Here is a 20,017-nt window from a genome sequence, read left to right on the forward strand (position 1 = left end):
TGACCACAAAGTATAGTGTTCCTACCTGTCACCGGTTGAGCCGACGTTCATCTGATCGGCCCTCGGCGGAGACCTGGACAGTCGCCCAACGGCAGCTTGCATCACCGCTCGGACGCAGACGCATAAGCTTCGAATACACAAGGAAGTCTCACTCATGGCCATCACCGTTTACAGTAAGCCCGCATGCATGCAGTGCAACGCGACCAAGAAGGCGTTGGATCGCGCGGGCCTCGACTATGAGCTTGTCGACATCAGCCTTGACGATGAAGCCCGCGATTACGTGATGGCTCTCGGGTACCTGCAGGCCCCGGTCGTCGAGGTGGATGGTGAACACTGGTCGGGTTTCCGTCCGGAGCGTATCCGTGGACTGGCGGCACAGGTCGCCTAGATTCAGGGCGGTCATCGCGGAATGTGAGTGAAACAGGGCCGTGCGGAGGGTGGTGGCAACCGTCCCGCCGCGCGGCCTTCGCTGTGTCCTCACCCAAAACTGATGGACAACCGGAAAGAAAGCTCGGACCGTGGCGACGGTGGCTTCGCCTGTTCCGTCGAATCTCACCAGTCACCAGCACCGGAAAGGAAGTGACCACGGACGATGCTCGTCGTCTACTTCTCATCCGTTACCGAGAACACCCACCGGTTCGTCGGCCATCTGGATCTCCCGAGCGTCCGTATCCCGCTGCGCCGTGCTGATCCCCCGGTGGTCGTCGACGAACCTTACGTTCTCATCTGCCCCACCTATGGCGGTGGAGCCTCTGTTGCCGGACATGAATCACGGCCGGTTCCGTCCCAGGTTGTCCGCTTTCTCAACAACCCACACAACCGCAGTCTGATTCGTGCGGTCGTCGCCAGTGGAAACACCAACTTCGGTGTCGACTACGCCCGTGCTGGAGACGTCATCTCCGCTAAATGCGGCGTCCCCTTCGTCTATCGCTTCGAGCTCATGGGCACGCCTGAAGATGTTGCCACCCTGCGTCACGGCCTAGTGGAGCACGGTGCGAAACTGGGTTTGCTGACGGATGCCAGGGCTGCGCACACGGCTCCGGCCGGATAACACCCATATACTTTTCGCTTTATCACCCACCCACCCAATCGCCGTGGAAGCGGCGAAATCAGGAGAGACATGTCAGAGATCGGAAAAACCGTTCCAGAGCCAGTCCAGAAGTCAGACAAGCTCGATTACCATGCGCTCAACGCGCTACTGAACCTCTATGATGACGAGGGGCAGATCCAGTTCGATAAGGACCGCGAGGCGGCTAACCAGTACTTCCTCCAGCATGTGAACCTGAACACCGTGTTCTTCCATGACCTTGAGGAGAAGTTCCGCTACCTGCTTGAGAATGACTACTACGATCCCGAGGTCGTCAAACAGTACGATTTTGACTTCATCAAGTCCCTCTTCAAACAGGCTTACGCCCACAAGTTCAGGTTCCAGACCTTCCTCGGTGCCTACAAGTACTACACTTCCTACACCCTCAAGACCTTCGATGGCAGCCGCTACCTGGAACGCTACGAGGACCGCGTGTGCATGGTCGCGTTGACGCTCGCCGCAGGAGACAAGGAGCTGGCCGAGCATCTCGTTGAAGAGATCATGACGGGCCGTTTCCAGCCAGCTACACCCACCTTCCTCAACTGTGGAAAAGCGCAGCGGGGTGAGCCGGTGAGCTGCTTCCTGCTGCGTATCGAGGACAATATGGAGTCCATCGGGCGCGCTATCAACTCTGCGCTCCAACTGTCGAAGCGCGGCGGTGGTGTCGCTCTGTTACTGTCGAATCTCCGTGAAGCTGGAGCGCCGATCAAGAAGATCCAGAACCAGTCCTCCGGCGTCATCCCCGTGATGAAGCTCCTCGAGGATTCTTTCTCCTACGCCAACCAGTTGGGCGCCCGGCAGGGTGCGGGTGCCGTCTACCTGAACGCCCACCATCCCGATATCCTGAAGTTCCTGGATACAAAGCGAGAGAACGCCGATGAGAAGATCCGCATCAAAACTCTCTCTCTCGGAGTCGTGATCCCCGACATCACGTTCAAACTCGCGAAGAACAACGACGACATGTACCTGTTTTCGCCCTACGATGTCGAACGTGTCTACGGAAAACCCTTCGCCGACGTTTCTGTCACAGAGCACTACGCTGAGATGGTGGAGGATCCGCGCATCCGTAAGACCAAGATCAACGCCCGGTCCTTCTTCCAGACCCTGGCAGAGATTCAGTTCGAGTCCGGTTACCCGTACATCATGTTCGAGGACACCGTGAACCGGGCGAACCCGATCGATGGTCGGATCACCCTCTCCAACCTGTGTTCTGAGATCCTCCAGGTGTCCACGGCCTCCACGTACAACGATGACCTCACCTACTCCCACGTTGGCGAGGATATCTCCTGCAACCTCGGCTCTATGAACATCGCCAAGGCGATGGATTCCCCGGATTTCTCGGGTACGATCCAGACCGCGATCCGGGGTCTGACGGCCGTCAGTGAGCAGACCTCCATTGACTCCGTGCCATCGATACGCAAAGGCAACGAGGCCGCCCATGCCATTGGCCTCGGGCAGATGAACCTGCACGGCTACTTCGGACGCGAACGTATCCACTACGGTTCGGAAGAGGGGCTGGATTTCACCAACGCCTACTTTGCCGCCGTGATGTACGAGTGCTTGCGTGCCTCGATGCTGATCGCCAGGGAGCGGGGCGAGACATTCGAGGGATTCAGTGACTCCGACTACGCTGACGGCAGCTTCTTCGATCGATATGATCCGGTGGAGTTTGAGCCGAAAACGGATCGGGTCAAAGAACTTTTCGCGGCATCGTCGATTCACACACCGACGGCGGAGGAATGGGCACAACTGAAGGCTGACATCGCCGAACACGGAATATTCAACCGCTATCTGCAGGCGGTCCCGCCGACCGGATCAATCTCCTACATCAACAATTCCACGTCATCGATCCACCCGATCGCCTCCCGCATCGAGATTCGAAAGGAAGGGAAGATTGGCCGTGTGTACTATCCAGCACCGTACATGACGAATGAGAATCTGGAATATTACGCGGATGCATACGAGATCGGTTATGAAAAGATCATCGATACCTACGCAGTGGCCACCCGTTACGTCGATCAGGGATTGTCATTGACCTTGTTCTTCAAAGACACGGCCACGACACGCGAGATCAACCGCGCACAGATCTACGCCTGGCGCAAGGGGATCAAGACGATCTACTACATCAGACTCCGCCAGACAGCACTCGTCGGCACTGAGGTCGAGGGGTGCGTGAGCTGCATGCTCTGAATCCGAAAATGAGAGACGCCCGGAGAAGCCGGGCGAACGAAGAAGGGGCACTCACTGGAGTACACATCCCGGTGGGGTGCCCCTTCTTCGGTGTTCGTATTTTCTAGGACTGCTGTACGGCCAGGGCTGCGCCAACCTCGGAAACGAGTGCGCGCGCCTGGCGTTCAGCCTCAGCGGGATCGCTACGGAGGATGGCGTCTGCGAGTGCCTCGTGAACATTCATCGCCTCATCCGTCGGGTACTCTGGCTGAAGGCCAAGGTCGGTCCGGCCTGCGAGTACTGCTGCAACGGTCGGTGACAGGGCGGCGAACATCTCATTGCGGGAAGCCGTGAGCAGCAGGGTGTGGAACTCGATGTCGGCGTTGAGGAACTCTGTTGTCGCTCCCCGTCCCTCATGGCCGAGTCTTCTGAGCGTGGCAGCGAGTTCGCGGAGACGGGCCCGCTCAGTAGGGGTTCCGGACAGTGCCATTGAGCGTGCGGCGATTGGTTCTACGGCTTCCCGCAACTCGGTGAGGGAAGCTAACTGGTTACTTCGCTCAGTGGGGCACTCCAGACGCCAGCGAATGAGCTTGCTGTCGAACACCTTCCACGCAGAAGAGGGCTGGACAGTGAGGCCGATGCGCCTGGAGGAGGAAACCAGGTGAAGGTGTTCCAGGGCACGCATCGTCTCACGAGCAACCGTCCGTGAGATGGTGAAGCGCTCGCAGATGTCGTGCAGGGTGAACGTCTCACCCGGGGCGAGTTCTCCACTGACAATTTCGGAACCTAGTTTGTCAAGGACGCTGTCAAGCAACGGGGGATGGGTAGTGGTGCGTGCACTCATATTTGGATTTTCTCTGTTTCCGTAGAAAGTGGTTGTCCGGGTTTTGATGGCACTGTAGGCCGGGAGCTAAATGTCTCCGGTTTCAGTAGCATTTATTTAGCATAACTGTTTCACAGGTTTATACAGGTCTCGTCCCACCCCATGTTGTTCGGAAACGGCGACCGTTTTCCACTTTCGCAGGTCGCGCTACCAAGACGTAGCCCCAAAAGGGGGAAAAATTTATAATGGTCATATTTAATATGTGGTTTTCTGTTTCGCTCGCGAAATTTGAGGGGGTGTTGGGGGTCTCCCACAAGTTCTCTGATAATGCTTAATGGATCATAAAAACAATGGATGGAGAATGCTGATGGATATGTGGCACCAGACGCTGGGAGCGGGCCCTCTGCTAGGTATTGCGGTGGCTGCGATCGCGACGATCCTCTTTCTGGTGATCCGGCTAAAGATGCACGCCTTCCTGGTGCTTGTTCTCGTGTCGGCGGGGACGGCACTTGCGGCGGGTCTACCGGTTGGAGAGGTACTTCCCGCAATGATGGATGGCTTCGGCGGGACACTCGCCAGTGTTGCTCTCCTCGTCGGGATCGGTGCGATGCTGGGGCGCCTCGTCGAGCTTTCTGGGGGTGCCCGGAACCTTGCGGAATCGATGACCAGGGCATTCGGTGAGGATCGTGCTCCGTTGGCACTCGGTGTCAGCTCACTAATCGTGGGATTTCCGATTTTCTTTGATGCTGGTCTGATGGTCATGCTGCCAGTCGTGTTCGCGATCGCCCGGCGTCTAGGTGAACCGGTTCTCCGCTACGGAATTCCGGCAGCCGGTGCTTTCAGCGTCATGCACGTCTTTTTACCACCTCATCCTGGGCCGATCGTGGCTGCTGAGCTGTACGGCGCGGACCTCGGGATGGTCTTGGCCATTGGCCTTCTTTTGGTTTGCCCCGTCTGGTATTTCTCGGGTTATCGATGGGGCCTTTACTGCGGACATCGGTTCCCGCTTGCGGTACCTGACCTGTTGGCGGGCGGCCCAGTGGTCGCGGACTCCGAGATGCCCGAACGGACTGCGGGAACTGCTACGGTTCTGGCCGTTCTCATACTGCCACTTCTACTTATCTTCGGTAACACCGGACTTGCCATGGCAGCAACCGAGGGGTGGGTTGATCCTGATGAGGGATGGGTGCAGGTTCTCAAATTTCTCGGAGCGACACCGGTGGCGTTACTGATCACGACTCTGGTGGCTGCCGTATTCCTGGGGAGTCGATTAGGGATGGGGCGCGAGGTGGTTGAACGTGCCTTTGACGGGGCGCTGGGGCCTGTCGCCACTGTCATTCTCATAACAGGGGCTGGAGGTATGTTCGGCGGCGTTCTCCGGGCGACGGGTATCGGTGAAGCTCTCGCGGAGACCCTGGGGGGCCTTGGCGTTCCGTTGATGCTCGCGGTGTTTCTGACTGCGGTGATCCTGCGGATAGCCCAGGGGTCAGCTACTGTCGCGTTGACCACCGCTGCGGCACTCATGGCCCCGGCCGTCACTGCCGCTGATCTGGGGGCTGTGCAACTGTCGGCGATTGTATTGGCGACTGCTGCAGGGTCCGTTGCGGCGTCCCACGTGAATGATTCGGGCTTCTGGCTGGTGGGTAGGCTCATGGGGATGGACCCTGCGACGACGCTTCGGACCTGGACCGTGAACCAGACGCTGATAGCGGTTACCGGGTTCGTTTTCGCGGTTGCGGTGTATGTGGTCGGCGGAGCCGTCGGGTAGGAGGCTGTCGTGTTGAGAGCGGTACCCGGACCGGGGATACCCCGGATGAGGCCACCGGATCACGTCGTGGTGATGGGTGTATCAGGATGTGGGAAAACCACCGTCGCCCGAGCCTACGCGGAGAAGTGCGGTCTCGAGATTATTGATGCGGATGATCTTCATCCCGTGGAAAACGTGTGGAAGATGGCGTCCGGTATACCGCTCTGTGATGAGGATCGGCTGCCCTGGTTGCGGGCGGTTCGTGACTGGATGAATGTCCATTCCGGTAGCGGGGTGGGAACCGTCGTCGCATGCTCCGCGCTACGCCGGAGCTACCGAAGAATTCTCTTGGAGGCCCGGGGGACGCTGTGCTTCGTGCACCTCACTGCGGACCCCGCCCTCACCCGAACCCGAATCGAGTGCAGAAAAGGTCATTTTATGTCACCGTCGCTACTGGATTCTCAGTTGGAGATTCTGGAGCCGCTCATGCCCGGGGAAGTCGGATTCACCGTTGACAACAGTGGATCGTTGGATGAGGTTGTTGCGACGATCTGCTGTGCGACCGGGCGGAGCCCAGCCTGCCGACGACGATGAAATGGGCGGTCCGGTTCCCGACCATGTGATCGGGAACCGGACCGCCCATTTGGAGTTGGGGAATCAGAGGGTGTCGCTGTTACGCTGCCCCAGCTCGGAGTCGATGCGCAGGACACCGGAGCCGTCGTTACCGGCGAGACGGAGCCGGTCGAGGATCTCCTTGCAGGTGGACTCTTCCTCGATCTGTTCCGCGAGGAAGGAATCGAGCAGTGGGCGGGAATCCAGATCGCCCTCTTCAGCGGCGAGACGGGTGAGATCCCGAATCATCCCGGAGATCTTCTGTTCGTGCTTCAGTGCCGCCTCGAAGGCGTCAGCGGCTGAGTCGATCTTGAGATCTGGTGCACTGATGACACCGATGCTGGGAACGCAGTCGCGGTCGAGCATGTGGTCGGCGAAACGCTGTGCATGGACCAGTTCTTCCTCGGACTGGGCTTTCATCCAGTCGCGCATGCCGGTCAGTCCGAGGCTGTCGAGGAGGTACGACAACTGCAGGTAGGTCATTGCGGCTTCGAGTTCAGCGGTGACCTGCTTGTTGATTTCGGCTTCAAGTTTCGAATTGATTTTCATGTTTCTCATGGTAAGGCACTTCCGTAGGCTCTGCATGTAAGTAAAGCCCAGCTTAACTAGTGTTTTTGGTATGGTTTGGCTTAGTTTAAAGGGGGGTTTTGAGGGCTGGTTTTGACATCCTTGGGTCGCGGTGCAGCCCCATCTCGGGGGAAGAGGGCCGAGAGATTCATCACTTTACCTCTCGTGTAAACGACCAGCGTGAACGGGGTGTTCGGGGCCGCCTGGGGAGGGGGGTGAATTGGCAGGTGTGATGGTTGCGGTGATTCTATTCGCGATATCCGCCGAGGCGGGTAGTGGAGTAGGGGGGATGCGGTAAATCTGCAGGTCAGGGCACCCTTTGTGAGGGAAATCATAAAAATATGGCGTGCAAATTGGCCGGGTCGGGGTGTCTGGGCGCCTTTCCGGGGAACGGGGTGTACCTAGCGGAGTCGGCCGCTGCAGTACCGCCCATCGGGCGGTATGGTCGAGCAGTGGCCCGATTAGTGGCCGTCCCCCGTCCAGTCCCCGGACGGAGCCGTCGCCGGAGAAACTCAGGTGATTCCGGGGCCGGAATTTCCGCGCTGCGACGGTACAGAATGCATATCTGTCAGTAAGTAAAGGAACGTACATGGCCCAGGATTGTCCCCCCTCCACCCCGGCGCACCGCGAGAAGCATCCCGAGGCTCGTCCGTGCCCGATCGCCGCAATCAACTGGAACACGATTCCGGATGACAAAGATCTTGAGGTCTGGGATCGCCTGGTGGGCAACTTCTGGTTGCCCGAAAAAGTGCCCCTGTCGAATGACATCAAGAGCTGGAATACCCTCAATGCCCTTGAGCAACAGGCCACCATGAGGGTCTTCACGGGTCTGACCATGCTGGATACCATCCAGGGGACCGTTGGCGCTGTCTCTCTGATTCCGGATGCGCTCACTCCGCACGAGGAGGCGGTGTACACGAACATCGCATTCATGGAATCGGTGCATGCCAAGAGCTACTCATCGATCTTCATGACGTTGGCCTCCACGCAGGAGATCAACGATGCTTTCCGTTGGTCGGAGGAGAACGAGGCGCTGCAGAAGAAGGCGCGGATCATTCTCTCCTATTACGAGGGGGAGAATCCCCTGAAAAGGAAGGTTGCCTCGACGCTGCTTGAGTCCTTTCTTTTTTACTCCGGGTTCTATCTGCCGATGTACTGGTCCAGTCGCGCGAAGCTCACGAACACCGCTGACGTCATCCGCCTGATCATCCGTGATGAAGCGGTTCATGGCTACTACATCGGGTACAAGTATCAGAAGGGGCTCGAGCAGCTTGATCAGGCGGGTCGGGATGAGCTGAAGGAGTACACCTTCGATCTCCTCTACGATCTCTATGACAACGAGATCGGCTACACCGAGGATCTCTACGATGATCTTGGATGGACCGAGGATGTCAAGCGGTTCCTCCGGTACAACGCGAACAAAGCGCTCAACAACCTCGGATATGAAGCACTCTTCCCGACGGATGAATGCCGGGTGTCGCCCTCCATCCTTTCGGCGCTGTCCCCGGGGGCCGATGAGAACCATGACTTCTTCTCGGGGTCGGGCTCCTCTTATGTCATAGGTAAGGCAGAGTCCACGGAGGACGACGACTGGGATTTCTAGATCGGCCGGCCGGACGGTTCGTGAGGCACCGTCGTCTTTTGTAGTGCCTGGGTGTAGGCCCGTCCCATCTCCGAGGTGTTGATATCGGGGATAGGACGGGCCTACACATGTCTATGTGACGGGAGTCGTGAGGTCCTGTCGGGTGTCGGGTCACGCTCATTTAGGTCGAGGGGAATTGCCCGCGTCTTACCGTCTACACCTTTAGCTCTAACCCAAGCGGGGGTGAAAAAGTGGTGTTTTGATCTCGAAAACGCAGACTTATCACATGAGTCCCAAAGGTGTTCGATGTCACAGTGTTGTTGGAGTGTTTGGAGTGCGTGCAGGGGCAACCGGCGTCAACGGTGACTCCCCTGGGGGAAACCGGGATAAAACTGCTCTGTACTGGTTTGTCGGGGCTGCTTCCGGCTGGAACCACCAGTCCCGATCCTTTACGATCAAGTGAGCGTGAAACATGGGTAGTCCTGGCTGGTCGGGGCTACTGCGTAGTCAGGAGGAACCAAATGACCGCTGTACAGAAACGGAGCGACCAACATGTCGCTCCAGCACGACCGGCTCCGAAGGGAACCGGTCGAAAGGGCAGTCTCGCCTGGTTGATGCTCACCACCACGGATCACAAGCTTCTTGGCGTCATGTACATCATGATGTCCTTCTGCTTCTTCTTCCTCGGTGGCTTCATGGCCCTGTTGATCCGGACCGAGCTCTTCTATCCCGGAATGCAGATCTTCTCCAATGAGCAGTTCAACCAACTTTTCACCATGCACGGCACGGTGATGCTGCTGCTCTACGGAACTCCTGTTGTCTGGGGTTTCGCCAACTTCGTCATGCCCCTCCAGATCGGTGCACCTGACGTCGCGTTCCCGCGACTCAACTCCTTCGGTTTCTGGCTGACCACCGGTGGTGGCATCATCATGCTCTCTGGATTCGCCACACCGGGCGGCGCCGCTGACTTTGGGTGGACCATGTACTCCCCGCTTTCTGACGCCGCGCATTCGCCCGGTATCGGTGCGGACATGTGGATCGTCGGTGTCGGCGCCGGTGGTATCGGGACGATTCTGTCGGCCGTCAACATGATCACCACGATCCTGTGTCTCCGGGCGCCGGGTATGACGATGTTCCGTCTTCCGGTGTTCACTTGGACGATCTTCGTCACCTCGATCCTGGCGTTGATGATCTTCCCGATGCTGACCGCTGCTGCGCTGGGCGTGCTCTATGATCGTAAGCTCGGTGGACACATCTACGATCCCGCCAACGGTGGCGCGATCCTCTGGCAGCACCTGTTCTGGTTCTTCGGTCACCCGGAGGTGTACGTCCTGGCGTTGCCGTTCTTCGGAATTGTCTCAGAGGTTGTCCCGGTGTTCTCCCGGAAGCCCGTTTTCGGTTACGCCGGCCTCGTCTTCGCGACGCTGTCCATCGCGGCCCTGTCCATGGCGGTCTGGGCGCACCACATGTTCGTCACTGGAGCGGTTCTACTTCCGTTCTTCTCGTTTATGACGTTCCTGATTTCGGTGCCCACCGGTGTGAAGTTCTTCAACTGGCTGGGAACGATGTGGCGAGGTCACATCACCTGGGAGACACCGATGATCTTCGCTTTCGGCTTCCTCGTGACCTTCCTCTTCGGTGGTTTGACGGGCATCATGCTGGCCTCCCCGCCGTTGGACTTCCACATCTCCGACACCTACTTCGTCGTCGCGCACTTCCACTACACACTGTTCGGCACGATCGTGTTCGCGTCCTATGCCGGTGTGTATTTCTGGTTCCCGAAGATGACGGGCCGGATGCTCAACGAGCGGCTCGGAAAGATCCACTTCTGGCTGACGTTCATCGGTTTCCACGGCACCTTCCTCATCCAGCACTGGGTCGGTAACATGGGCATGCCGCGCCGGTATGCCGACTACCTGGAGAGCGACGGCTTCACCATCTACAACCAGATCTCCACGGTCTTCGCCTACATCCTGGGGCTCTCCGTTATCCCATTCATCTGGAACGTGTTCAAGTCCTGGCGTTACGGTGAAATCGTCACGGTCGATGATCCGTGGGGCTACGGTAATTCCCTTGAATGGGCTACAAGCTGCCCACCGCCGCGCCACAATTTCACCTCTTTGCCGCGGATCCGCTCGGAGCGACCGGCATTCGAGCTGCACTACCCGCACATGGTTGAGCGCATGCGTGCCGAGGCACACGTCGGTCGCCCGGCGGGTGACTCCCCGGTATTGGAGAAGAACAGGTAAGTTGCACCCGGTACGACGCGGTCAGGCTGGACCACACATGGGTCTGATCACCGAATGACATACGCACCATCACCCCCACAGGAACTATGGTTTCTGTGGGGGTGATGTCTGTCCCGGGGGCGATGACATGGAACAATGGCATCGTGAGTCAGACAATCAACTATGCTGCCCGTACCGCTGCTCCTGCTATCCAGGACATCACCGTCACGCTTCCACCGGGCTCAGTTCCCGCAGTCGTCACCGTCGTGGGGCGGGACCGTCCCGGTGTCTCCGCCGCATTCTTCCGAGTTTTGGCCGCTCATGGCGTCCAGGTGCTCGATGTTGAGCAGTCGCTCTTCAGAGGTCGTCTGAATCTCGCGGCCTTCGTGGGCTGTAGCCCGGAGAACCTGGAAACACTCACCGAAGGCCTGTCCGGGACGCTCCGTTCCTACGGCCAGACCGTCACGGTCGAGGTCCAGAACTCACTGCGATCCACACGGGCACTGTCGACCCACGCCGTCGTGGTCCTCGGAGATCCGGTTACCGCCGCACACATTTCACGCATTGGTCAGACGCTGGCCGACTATGGTGCAAACATCGATACGATCCGCGGTATCTCCGACTACCCGGTCACAGGTCTGGAGCTCAAGGTCACGGTCGCGGACCCGAAACCCGGGGGTGGTGTGGCATTACGTAAGGCGTTGGCCACACTCACCCAGGAGATCGGTGTCGACATCGCGATCGAGCGGGCTGGACTGGTTCGGTACGCGAAGAACCTCATCTGTTTCGACTGTGACTCCACCCTTATCACGGGTGAGGTGATCGAGATGCTGGCCGCGCACGCGGGCAAGGAAGCCGAGGTTGCTGAGGTTACTGAACGGGCGATGCGGGGTGAATTGGACTTCGAGGAATCGCTGCGTGAACGGGTTGCGGTTCTCGCGGGACTGGATGCTTCCGTGATTGATGAAGTGGCTGCGGACATTGTTCTGACCCCGGGTGCCCGCACGACCATTCGCACCCTGCAGCGTATGGGATACAAAACGGCGGTGGTGTCCGGTGGTTTCATCCAGGTGCTTGAGGGGCTCGCGGCGGAGCTCGAACTCGACTATGTTCGAGCCAACACCCTCGAGATCGAGGATGGAAAGCTCACGGGCCGCGTCATTGGGAAGATCGTCGACCGCGCCGCGAAGGCTGAGTTCCTCGCGGAGTTCGCCGCCGCTTCGGGACTCGGGATGCACCAGACTGTCGCAGTCGGGGATGGTGCCAACGACATCGATATGTTATCGGCGGCGGGCCTCGGGATTGCCTTCAACGCGAAGCCCGCGCTGCGTGACGTTGCTGATGCAGCCGTTAATCATCCGTTTCTCGATGAGGTTCTGCACATCATGGGTATCTCCCGGGAAGAGATTGATGAGGCCGGGTTATCCGATGGGACGCTGCGCCGAGTGCCATTGAACTGATGATCGCCTGATCCGGGGCTCTGGATGGGAGCGTTACTACCGGTTACAGTGGACCTGCGGCCGATTCCGATACTCGGACGCCACCAGACTCGCCAGAAACGCGTCGGGTGCAGGGACGTCTACCCCGAGGGCCGGGGGCGACGAGGGAGGCCACGCTCTTCCCGTGACGGGATATCTGCCACAGGTTGCAGAGATGAGGAACCGCGAGCCTTCCTGAATTGAAAGGAAGGCGACGAAGATGACCCAGGCAGCGAGCCGGGAAAAGGCGACACGCGCACGAAAGAAGCGGGGCGGTGTATCGGGGTGGGTGCCGGATCAGCATGGTGCATGGGTGATGGTCATCCTCCCACTTGTGGTGGGAATCGTTCTGGCTCGTCCCGCGCTGATCCATTTGCCGCTGGCGGCGGCTTGGTTCATCGGCTATTTTGCCTTCTTTGCACTGGGTCTCTGGCTGAAGGCCCGCGGGCCGCGGAAACAGCGTTATGTTACCCCGTTGTTGACGTACGGTACGATCTGCACGGTCGCTGCGCTGATTGTCATCATCATGAAGCCCAGCATCCTCATTTTCGCCATTGTCTTCGGGCCTCTCGTCGCGGCCGCAGTGTGGGAGGCGTGGCAACGGCGTCCTCGCTCGCTGGTTTCCGGGGAATCCACGGTGCTCGCCAGTTGTGCGATGATTCCCGTCACCGCGTGGGCTGCCGGAGAACCTATGACGGAACGACTGTGGGTGAGCACCGCCGTGTTCGCCCTTTACTTCTGTGGAACCGTGCCGTACGTCAAAACGCTGATTCGCAAACGTGGGGACCGGGCATGGTTCCTCGGGTCGGTGACTTACCATACCGCGGCGACCGCCGTGATTCTCGTGCTTGCTGGCATCGGACTGGTGACACCCCTGGCCGTACCCTTCTTCGGGCTTGTAGCGGTTCGCGCCTGGTGGATGCCCTGGCGTGCCACACGTCGTGGTACGCCCTGGCGTCCCAGGACAGTTGGTTTCGGCGAGATGGCGGTCACGGCGCTGGTGCTGATCGCTGCGCTCGTGCCACCATACGTAGCGTAGTGGTGCCCCCGGGTTTCGGGTGACGGAGATATTGTCGGCATGGAATCACCGGGGCAGTCTCCGGGGGATCACGGGGGTGACATCGTTTCAGTTGCTGCCCACGGTTTGCTGAAAAGCCCAGTGAAATGGTCAGCCGAGACCGCGCGGCGATGAAGGGCGGCAGCAGGTTTCTGTAGATCAGTTGGTCCGCTGGGGCAGGGAGCGTGTCACTGTCCGCAGTGCGGTTCCGTACTTTGTCGTGCGGTACCCCGTGACGGATGGTGGCGAAGAGTGTCTGTCTGGGACCCTGAGAAATGAGGGCTTGTGGTGCGAGAACCGGAGGTTAGCATCAGAGGAGAGTGGTGCTCTGGAGATATTCGGTTGTAGGAGTGCTTTCTTTCACCCATCACGGTGTCATGTGCCTAATCCCGCGGGGAAGGTTGTTCCATTTCTCGTTCGCGAGTCGTCAGGGTTTTTGCGTTGGTCTTCTCGTCATTCCGGCTCCGTTGATTGCGGTATGTGGTGATACCGATGGTTCAGATGGTTCAACGTCACCATCAAGCACTGACGCATCTGGTGAAAAGAGAGAGGCGGTCGGAACGTCTACGGCGGGTGGGGATTCACCGCTCATCCTGTTCTACGACGCATCAGGCAGCATGCTTAACGATGGCGGGCAGCGTCACACGGCTCGAAGCTGCGGAACAGATATCCTAGTGCTGCTTGATCCGCTCGGAGAAGATACTCCGCTCTCTGATCACGAGTCTCCGAACATGTTTGGCGCGTTCCCGGAAGGCCTGGCGAAGGCCTGAGCCGATGTCACGATTCACTTTCCACCCGATAAGGGAAACACGGAAGAGGCATGGAAGATCATCGGTGGTATCGGAGCACGTGGATACACCCCGCTGAAGCGGGCACTCGAGCAAGCCGAGGATGAGCTTTGTGCCGGGGATGAACCGGCGACGATCGGGTTGCTCTCGGACGGAGAGGATACCTGCGGAGATGGTGATCCCGCAGACGTGGCCCGCAGCATCAGGAAACCTCACCGGGGTGACGGTGAACACGGTCGGCATCGGGGCCGCGTGAGTGTCTCGGTGATTCGGGGATCTACGGCATTGGGCTCGCACGGCATCTCCGCCATTTGTGCGGGAAGACGTGATTTCCCGGATCTCCGGACCGGGGAGAACGATGATGGCCGGATCGTGATCGTCTGGCGAGACTGCCCTGGTACTTCAACTATGAGGGTGTCCTGGTGGCCATTGTTCCTCTCGGAGAGTCGGTGATGATTGACGGCCTCGGTCAGGGCAGCCCGCTGCAGCATGCGTCCGAGCTATTCGGTGCCCCGGTGGTGAAGGCGCATATCCAGGGCGATTCATGGCACGCGTGATTCCCCGCCAGTGACGGGCGGTACTGGCAGATCACCTTCACGAGTTCCGATGGCGGATCGACTGGGACGATCACGGTGATCGAATTGTGCGTCTGCACGCCACCGGTCAAGTAGTCTTCCGCAGATTCGGGGAAGCTCGTGGTCAGTTTCGACGGTTATGGTCCCCTGAAAATTGGGGGAGAAAGCGGCGTTGATGCCTCCCGGTGCCACGCAGTCCAAGGTCGTTCCGGATTCTCCGGACGTCGCACTGATCGCGCGAGGGGGGATGATCATGACTGTGCCGGCGGTGACCACTCGATTCCCCAGGGGCGGTGAGTGGGACGACCGACGGTGGTGTTTCCACCGGCGACACTGCCGGTAAGTTGCGTTCCGCATATTCGGACCTACAGGGTTGGCGCGAACTGAACTGGGCTGGGGGACTGGTTGTCCTGGCTATCAGGACAGCCTCGGCTTCGAGGTGAGCCAGCAAGCTTTCTTGATGGCTCCATGATCCGGTGGCTAGTGTCAAGGAGACTTGACATAATCGTGCAGGGGCCTGGATGGTCCCTGCACAAGAGGAATGGAGTGGGACGCCATGAATGCGTACCCCGGTGACCGGGACAATCGGAAGTGGTGGAATCGGCTCCGACAGGGGCAGCGTACCTTCGTCGTGTCTATGGTCGGGTATTTCGTGTTCCTGGTGTTCGCGATCGTTGTCGACGACACCGTCCCGTTCGCCCGCGAGATCGCTTTCATCCTCATCGTCACAGGCGTGGTGATTGTTCTCGGAGGGGCGACAGCCATGTGCGCGGACCAGGACGAGTTCGAGTTCGGCATCACACTCAGGGCACTGGCCATCGCTTTCGCGGGTGGTTCCGCGATCACCTTCAGCTACGGATGCGCGCAGGTGTTCCTCGGTGCACCCGACATCAACTACATGTTCGTCTGGCCGGTCTATGCCACAACCTGGGTTGTCTCGACTGTGGTGCTGAATCTACGGCTCGGTATCTGGTCACACTGAGCCAATGGACATGAGGAACGATCTTCCAGATCCTCGGTGCACGGCCGGACTCAGTCAGGCCAGGCTCGGGGAACTGTCTGGGGTATCCCGACAGACGGTGAATGCGGTAGAACGCGGAATATACGATCCCGCCCTGCCCCTGGCTTTTCGCATTCCCGGATCTGTCCGAGGTACATATCGAGGACATGTGCATCCCGACGGCCGGGAGAGTTCAGCCCGGACACCGACATCCAGGCATCCCGTCACTGGCTGACTGGACCGGTCTGATTCGTGTCGCCGCTGGAAAGATCGCGGCGATCAACAGGATCGGTCGGTGTCCAGCAGTGAATAGTGCGCTGTGTCCACGTACCGGCCCCGGTGGAGCGCAGCTTGCCGCTGAACGCCCTCGAAGATGAAGCCACAGCGTTCGGCAACGGATCGAGACCGGACATTGTCGACGAAGGTGTGCAGCTCGATGCGGTGAACACCGTGGGTCAGTGCATGGTCGACGACCAGCTCCAACGCGCGGGGCATGATCCGTCGACCGCGTGCCCAGGGGGCGGTAGCGTAACTCACCGCGACCGTACCAACCGCAGCATCGACGAGACGGAGCGCGATATTTCCGGCGTAGTGCCCGGGATCGCCGGTGAGCTCGATTGCCCAGAACGTCAGGTTTGGGTTCTCCGCGCATTCCCGGAGGTAATCGGCAGCCATGGCGCGGGTGTACTTCTCCGGGACGGAGGTGAAGTTGACCGACAGTGGATCAACGGCGGTGGCGTACACCTCGGGGATGTCACCGTCGCAGGGTTGACGCAGACGGATCACACCATCAGTCAGCGTTTCCGGGGGCACAGGCCAGGTCATCTCGCTCATGTCCACCAGCTTATCCACCTGCGCAGAGGTGCGCCCGGGGGATGACACTCACATGTCGAGACGGATCGTGGGCAGCGAGTGCCGCTGTACCTTGCCTGCCGCTGATCGCGGAACACTGTCCACGAACTCCACGAAACGGATGCGCTCGTAGGGCGCGGTCCTCGATGCCACCTCGGCCAGGATCGTCTCCCGATCCAGGTGAGTTCCCTCCACTGCGGAGACAAAGGCAACGGGGCACTCGTCACCGTCGACCGTGAACCCCCGGGTGACCACGCAGTCCGCGACTCCGGGGAGTGCGGTGACGATGCGCTCTAACTTGGAGGGGGAGACCTGGAATCCCCGGGAATTTATGACGTCGCTGATCCGATCAATGAGCCGGATACTGCCGGTTCCGTCACGTTCTGCCCAGTCCCCGGTGCGTAACCAACCTGCCCGGAACCGCTCGGCGGTTCGTTCCGGATCATCCAGGTAGCCTTCCATGATCTGCGGGCCCCGGACCCACAGCTCCCCGGCGCCACCAGGTGCGACATCCCGGCCCGACTCCGGATCGACGATCCGGTCGAGCGTGTCCGGGAGCGGGCGCCCGATCGTGTCGGGAGGACAATCCGGATCAATGGCGAGGTGGGTTACCGGAGATGCCTCCGTCAGCCCGTACCCCTGGATCACCCGCGCCCCGGTACGGCGCTCGACGTTCCTTGCGAGGACAGGGTCCAGGGCAGCGGCACCGTTGATGACGGTGCGCAGGGCGGAGAAATCGGTCTCCGCAGCGAGCGGGTGGTGTGCCAGTAGCCGCCCGAGCGGAGGTGCGATGAAGCAGAGTGCCACATCGTGCTCACCGTGTCCCCGCAGGAACCGCTGCGCATCAAATGGTTCCGCGATGATGTGGCCACGTAGGTGTAAGGGGGCATTGAGCAGGGAGGTCATGCCGTAGGCGTGGGTGAACGGCAGTACGGACATGCACGTCTCCCCCGCAGCCAACGGTAGTACCCTGGCGAACTGCATCGTGTTCGACACGATGTTCCGGTGCGTCAGCCGAATCGCCTTCGGTGTCGCCGTCGTTCCTGATGTGAAGGGCAGCACCGCCACAGAATCCGGGTCCACGGGTTGAGGGGCCAGCGCCGTTCCCGCCGCCGCACGGAGATCGGCTGTTACCGCAGCGTCGATGTGCAGAGCCACTCCCGCTCGCCGCAACTGCCACGCGAGATCCTGTGCAGTCACCTGCGTCCCGATCGGCACAACGGTCGCACCGATCGACAGCACCGCGTGGAAAACGACCGCGAAATCAATCCCGTTGGGCACCTGCACCGCGACGCGATCACCTGCACGGATCCCTCTCTCGTGGAGTACACCGGCGACCTCGGCCACTTCAGCGGCGAGCTGCGGATAGGTGACTGAGCGGTACGGATCGGTGATCGCCGGGGTATCCGGGAGAACACCGGTGAACAGGAGCTCGGGTAGGGAACAAGCGGGATAGATCACCGCGAAACCAACCTTTCGAGGGCACCGCGCACGACTTTCGGGTCGGTCGTGCGCCAGAAGGGGGGCATCGAGTTGATGAGGAAGGAACCGTAGCGGCGCGTGACCAGTCGGTTATCCAGGACGGCGACGACACCACGATCATCGGTACGACGGAGCAGCCGTCCCGCACCCTGCGCCATGAGCAGCGCGGCGTGACTCGCGGCGACCTCCATGAACCCATTCCGCCCGGCAGCGTCCGCCGCGTCCTTCCTGGCCTGCAACAGAGGATCATCGGGGCGTGGGAATGGGATCCGGTCGATGATGACGAGGGAACACGTCCGTCCCGGTACATCGACTCCCTGCCACAGGGAGAGGGTGCCGAAGAGACAGGTGTTTTCACTCTTCGCGAAGCGTTCCACCAGCACCCCCGTTCCATCGTCGCCCTGGCAGAGAATATCGAACGGCAGCCGCATCCGCATCGCGTGAGCCGCCTGTTCCGCGGCGCGCCGGGAGGAGAACAGTCCGAGTGTCCGCCCACCCGCTGCGGTGATCAGACCGGCGATTTCGTCGAGCGTCTGCTCCGGGAGTCCGTCCCGGCCGGGATCGGGCAGGTTGCGCGCGGTGTAGAGGATCCCGGCCTTCGCCGGATTGAAGGGAGTGCCGGCGTCGAGGCTGTCATAGGATCCACGCGTGAGTCCCCACGCTGCGGCCATGGCGTCGAAGCGCCCACCGAGGGTCAGTGTGGCGGAGGTCAGGACCACCGTCTGTTCCGCGAACAGCCGCGAGGCCAGCAGACCCGCGACCGAGAGCGGTGCAACCCGCAGGGTGTCACCACGGCGGTCATCCCGGTTCAGCCACACCACATCCTGCTGCTTCTTTGGATCGGCGATTGCGAAGACCTCCAGGATACGGATGATCGAATCGTGGATCTCCTGGAGCGCCGTTGCTACGGACTGCCGTTCCGCAGCCGTCGCCGGATCGTTGGCGATCTCGCCGTCGGGGCTACGCGTGATGGACTGTCGCAGTGACCACAGCCCATCACGGAGCGCGGTGAGGAGGGACATGGCTGACGGATCGATCACGTTCCACCTGCCCTCGGGGAGTGCGCTGATGAGTTTCTCCCAGTCCCCGGCTAGATCGGTGACTTTCTCCTCTCGGCCCTCCGCGCCGAGCTTTCCCGCGCGCTTGGCCAGCAGCGTCAACGCCGGGCCGGAGACCTCGGCTGTCGCCACCGCCGTGATGCGCCCATCCAGCTCGTGGGCCTCGTCGATGACCACCACGTCATGCTCAGGCAGAATCGTGCCCTCAGACAAAGCGTCAATCGCGAGCAACGCGTGGTTGGTCACCACCACATCGACATCCTGTGCCTCCGTGCGTGCAGCCTCAGCGAAACAGTCCTCCCCGTGCGCACAGCGGCTGGCCCCCAGACACTCCCGGGCCGTGACACTGACCTGTTTCCAAGCCAGATCGGGAACACCCGGAGCCAGGGAATCCCGGTCGCCGCTCTCCGTCTCCTGAGCCCATTCATTCAGGCGTACGATGTGCCGACCCATCCACGACAGATCCGACTCATCGATCAGCGCCTCTTCCGAGGCCTCCGGCTGGCTGATCTTGTTCAGACACAGGTAGTTTGAACGGCCCTTCAGGATCGCGAAAGTCGGGCGCCGCCCCATCACCGGTTCCAACGCATCCGCCAGGCGGGGAAGATCACGCTCCACCAACTGACGCTGTAGAGCGATCGTCGCCGTCGACACCACGACCGTTGTTCCCGTTGCCTGCGCGTGCGCAAGGGCCGGGATGAGATACGCCAGGGACTTCCCCGTGCCCGTGCCCGCCTGCACCGCAAGATGCCGCTCCTCGCGCATCGCCTTCGTCACGGCCTTCAACATCGCGACCTGGCCGGGGCGCGTGGTTCCGCCGATCGCGGACACCGCAGCGTCGAGAAGATGAATGGTGTCGGGCGAGAGGGCAGTCTCAGGCATGGATCCTTCCCGGCAAGGGTTCGATGAGTC

At 60.3% G+C, this 20,017-nt stretch carries 18 protein-coding genes; 12 read left to right on the forward strand and 6 right to left on the reverse strand.

What is annotated here, in order from left to right:
- Positions 1–154 precede the first annotated feature (154 nt).
- From nrdH to nrdE, 3 genes are all read left to right on the forward strand, one after another.
- On the forward strand, positions 155–388 hold the full coding sequence (nrdH, locus tag QWU44_RS10310; RefSeq protein WP_370915602.1) for a glutaredoxin-like protein NrdH: 234 nt from the start codon (positions 155–157) through the stop codon (positions 386–388).
- A gap of 204 nt (positions 389–592) precedes the next feature.
- Positions 593–1,051: a class Ib ribonucleoside-diphosphate reductase assembly flavoprotein NrdI gene (gene nrdI / locus QWU44_RS10315; protein ID WP_370915603.1), complete on the forward strand. Its 459-nt coding sequence runs from the start codon at positions 593–595 to the stop codon at positions 1,049–1,051.
- 69 nt (positions 1,052–1,120) lie between these two features.
- A complete protein-coding gene (nrdE, locus tag QWU44_RS10320) occupies positions 1,121–3,277 on the forward strand; it encodes a class 1b ribonucleoside-diphosphate reductase subunit alpha (protein WP_370915604.1) in 2,157 nt (718 codons plus the stop codon).
- 103 nt (positions 3,278–3,380) lie between these two features.
- Here the strand turns inward: nrdE and QWU44_RS10325 are convergent, their stop codons facing one another.
- On the reverse strand, positions 3,381–4,100 hold the full coding sequence (locus QWU44_RS10325; protein WP_370915605.1) for a FadR/GntR family transcriptional regulator: 720 nt from the start codon (positions 4,098–4,100) through the stop codon (positions 3,381–3,383).
- Positions 4,101–4,446: 346 nt separating this feature from the next.
- Between QWU44_RS10325 and QWU44_RS10330 the strand changes: the two genes are divergently transcribed.
- Positions 4,447–5,847 carry a GntP family permease gene (locus QWU44_RS10330; protein ID WP_370915606.1) on the forward strand — a complete coding sequence of 467 codons (1,401 nt, stop codon included), beginning with the start codon at positions 4,447–4,449 and terminating at the stop codon, positions 5,845–5,847.
- A 45-nt stretch (positions 5,848–5,892) separates the two neighbouring features.
- On the forward strand, positions 5,893–6,420 hold the full coding sequence (locus QWU44_RS10335; RefSeq protein ID WP_370915607.1) for a gluconokinase: 528 nt from the start codon (positions 5,893–5,895) through the stop codon (positions 6,418–6,420).
- 63 nt (positions 6,421–6,483) lie between these two features.
- On the opposite strand, the gene QWU44_RS10340 is transcribed toward QWU44_RS10335, so the two are convergent.
- Positions 6,484–6,987, reverse strand: coding sequence for a ferritin (locus QWU44_RS10340; RefSeq protein WP_370915608.1), 504 nt, complete (start codon positions 6,985–6,987; stop codon positions 6,484–6,486).
- A gap of 607 nt (positions 6,988–7,594) precedes the next feature.
- On the opposite strand from QWU44_RS10340, the gene nrdF reads away from it, so the two are divergent.
- The 4 genes from nrdF (at position 7,595) to QWU44_RS10360 (ending at position 13,332) form a co-directional block, all read left to right on the forward strand.
- Entirely contained in the window at positions 7,595–8,608 is a 1,014-nt protein-coding gene (nrdF, locus tag QWU44_RS10345) for a class 1b ribonucleoside-diphosphate reductase subunit beta (protein WP_370915609.1), read from the forward strand.
- A 500-nt stretch (positions 8,609–9,108) separates the two neighbouring features.
- Positions 9,109–10,836, forward strand: a complete 1,728-nt coding sequence (gene ctaD, locus QWU44_RS10350; RefSeq protein ID WP_370915610.1) for a cytochrome c oxidase subunit I — start codon at positions 9,109–9,111, stop codon at positions 10,834–10,836.
- A gap of 197 nt (positions 10,837–11,033) precedes the next feature.
- Positions 11,034–12,275 carry a phosphoserine phosphatase SerB gene (gene serB / locus QWU44_RS10355; protein WP_370915727.1) on the forward strand — a complete coding sequence of 414 codons (1,242 nt, stop codon included), beginning with the start codon at positions 11,034–11,036 and terminating at the stop codon, positions 12,273–12,275.
- 238 nt (positions 12,276–12,513) lie between these two features.
- Positions 12,514–13,332 carry a YwiC-like family protein gene (locus QWU44_RS10360; protein ID WP_370915611.1) on the forward strand — a complete coding sequence of 273 codons (819 nt, stop codon included), beginning with the start codon at positions 12,514–12,516 and terminating at the stop codon, positions 13,330–13,332.
- Between the two features lie 689 nt (positions 13,333–14,021).
- Here QWU44_RS10360 and QWU44_RS10365 read toward each other — a convergent pair.
- Positions 14,022–14,381, reverse strand: coding sequence for a hypothetical protein (locus tag QWU44_RS10365; protein WP_370915612.1), 360 nt, complete (start codon positions 14,379–14,381; stop codon positions 14,022–14,024).
- Between the two features lie 179 nt (positions 14,382–14,560).
- Between QWU44_RS10365 and QWU44_RS10370 the strand changes: the two genes are divergently transcribed.
- The 3 genes from QWU44_RS10370 to QWU44_RS10380 all read left to right on the forward strand — a co-directional run bounded on the left by QWU44_RS10370 (position 14,561) and on the right by QWU44_RS10380 (position 15,948).
- Positions 14,561–14,695 carry a hypothetical protein gene (locus QWU44_RS10370; protein WP_370915613.1) on the forward strand — a complete coding sequence of 45 codons (135 nt, stop codon included), beginning with the start codon at positions 14,561–14,563 and terminating at the stop codon, positions 14,693–14,695.
- A 574-nt stretch (positions 14,696–15,269) separates the two neighbouring features.
- Positions 15,270–15,695, forward strand: a complete 426-nt coding sequence (locus QWU44_RS10375) for a hypothetical protein (RefSeq protein ID WP_370915614.1) — start codon at positions 15,270–15,272, stop codon at positions 15,693–15,695.
- A gap of 10 nt (positions 15,696–15,705) precedes the next feature.
- A complete protein-coding gene (locus QWU44_RS10380) occupies positions 15,706–15,948 on the forward strand; it encodes a helix-turn-helix transcriptional regulator (protein ID WP_370915728.1) in 243 nt (80 codons plus the stop codon).
- 44 nt (positions 15,949–15,992) lie between these two features.
- Here QWU44_RS10380 and QWU44_RS10385 read toward each other — a convergent pair whose 3' ends face one another.
- From QWU44_RS10385 to QWU44_RS10395, 3 genes are read right to left on the reverse strand one after another with little or no spacing between them, the layout of a single operon-like run.
- Complete coding sequence (locus QWU44_RS10385; RefSeq protein ID WP_370915615.1) at positions 15,993–16,547, reverse strand: GNAT family N-acetyltransferase; 555 nt, start codon at positions 16,545–16,547, stop codon at positions 15,993–15,995.
- A gap of 48 nt (positions 16,548–16,595) precedes the next feature.
- Positions 16,596–18,026, reverse strand: a complete 1,431-nt coding sequence (locus tag QWU44_RS10390) for a class I adenylate-forming enzyme family protein (RefSeq protein WP_370915616.1) — start codon at positions 18,024–18,026, stop codon at positions 16,596–16,598.
- On the reverse strand, positions 18,023–19,987 hold the full coding sequence (locus QWU44_RS10395; RefSeq protein WP_370915617.1) for an ATP-dependent DNA helicase: 1,965 nt from the start codon (positions 19,985–19,987) through the stop codon (positions 18,023–18,025). The genes QWU44_RS10390 and QWU44_RS10395 overlap by 4 nt, the downstream gene beginning before the upstream one ends.
- Positions 19,988–20,017: the final 30 nt, after the last annotated feature.

This window comes from Corynebacterium sp. CCM 9203 (genome assembly GCF_041357675.1).
In the GTDB taxonomy this organism is placed as follows: domain Bacteria; phylum Actinomycetota; class Actinomycetes; order Mycobacteriales; family Mycobacteriaceae; genus Corynebacterium.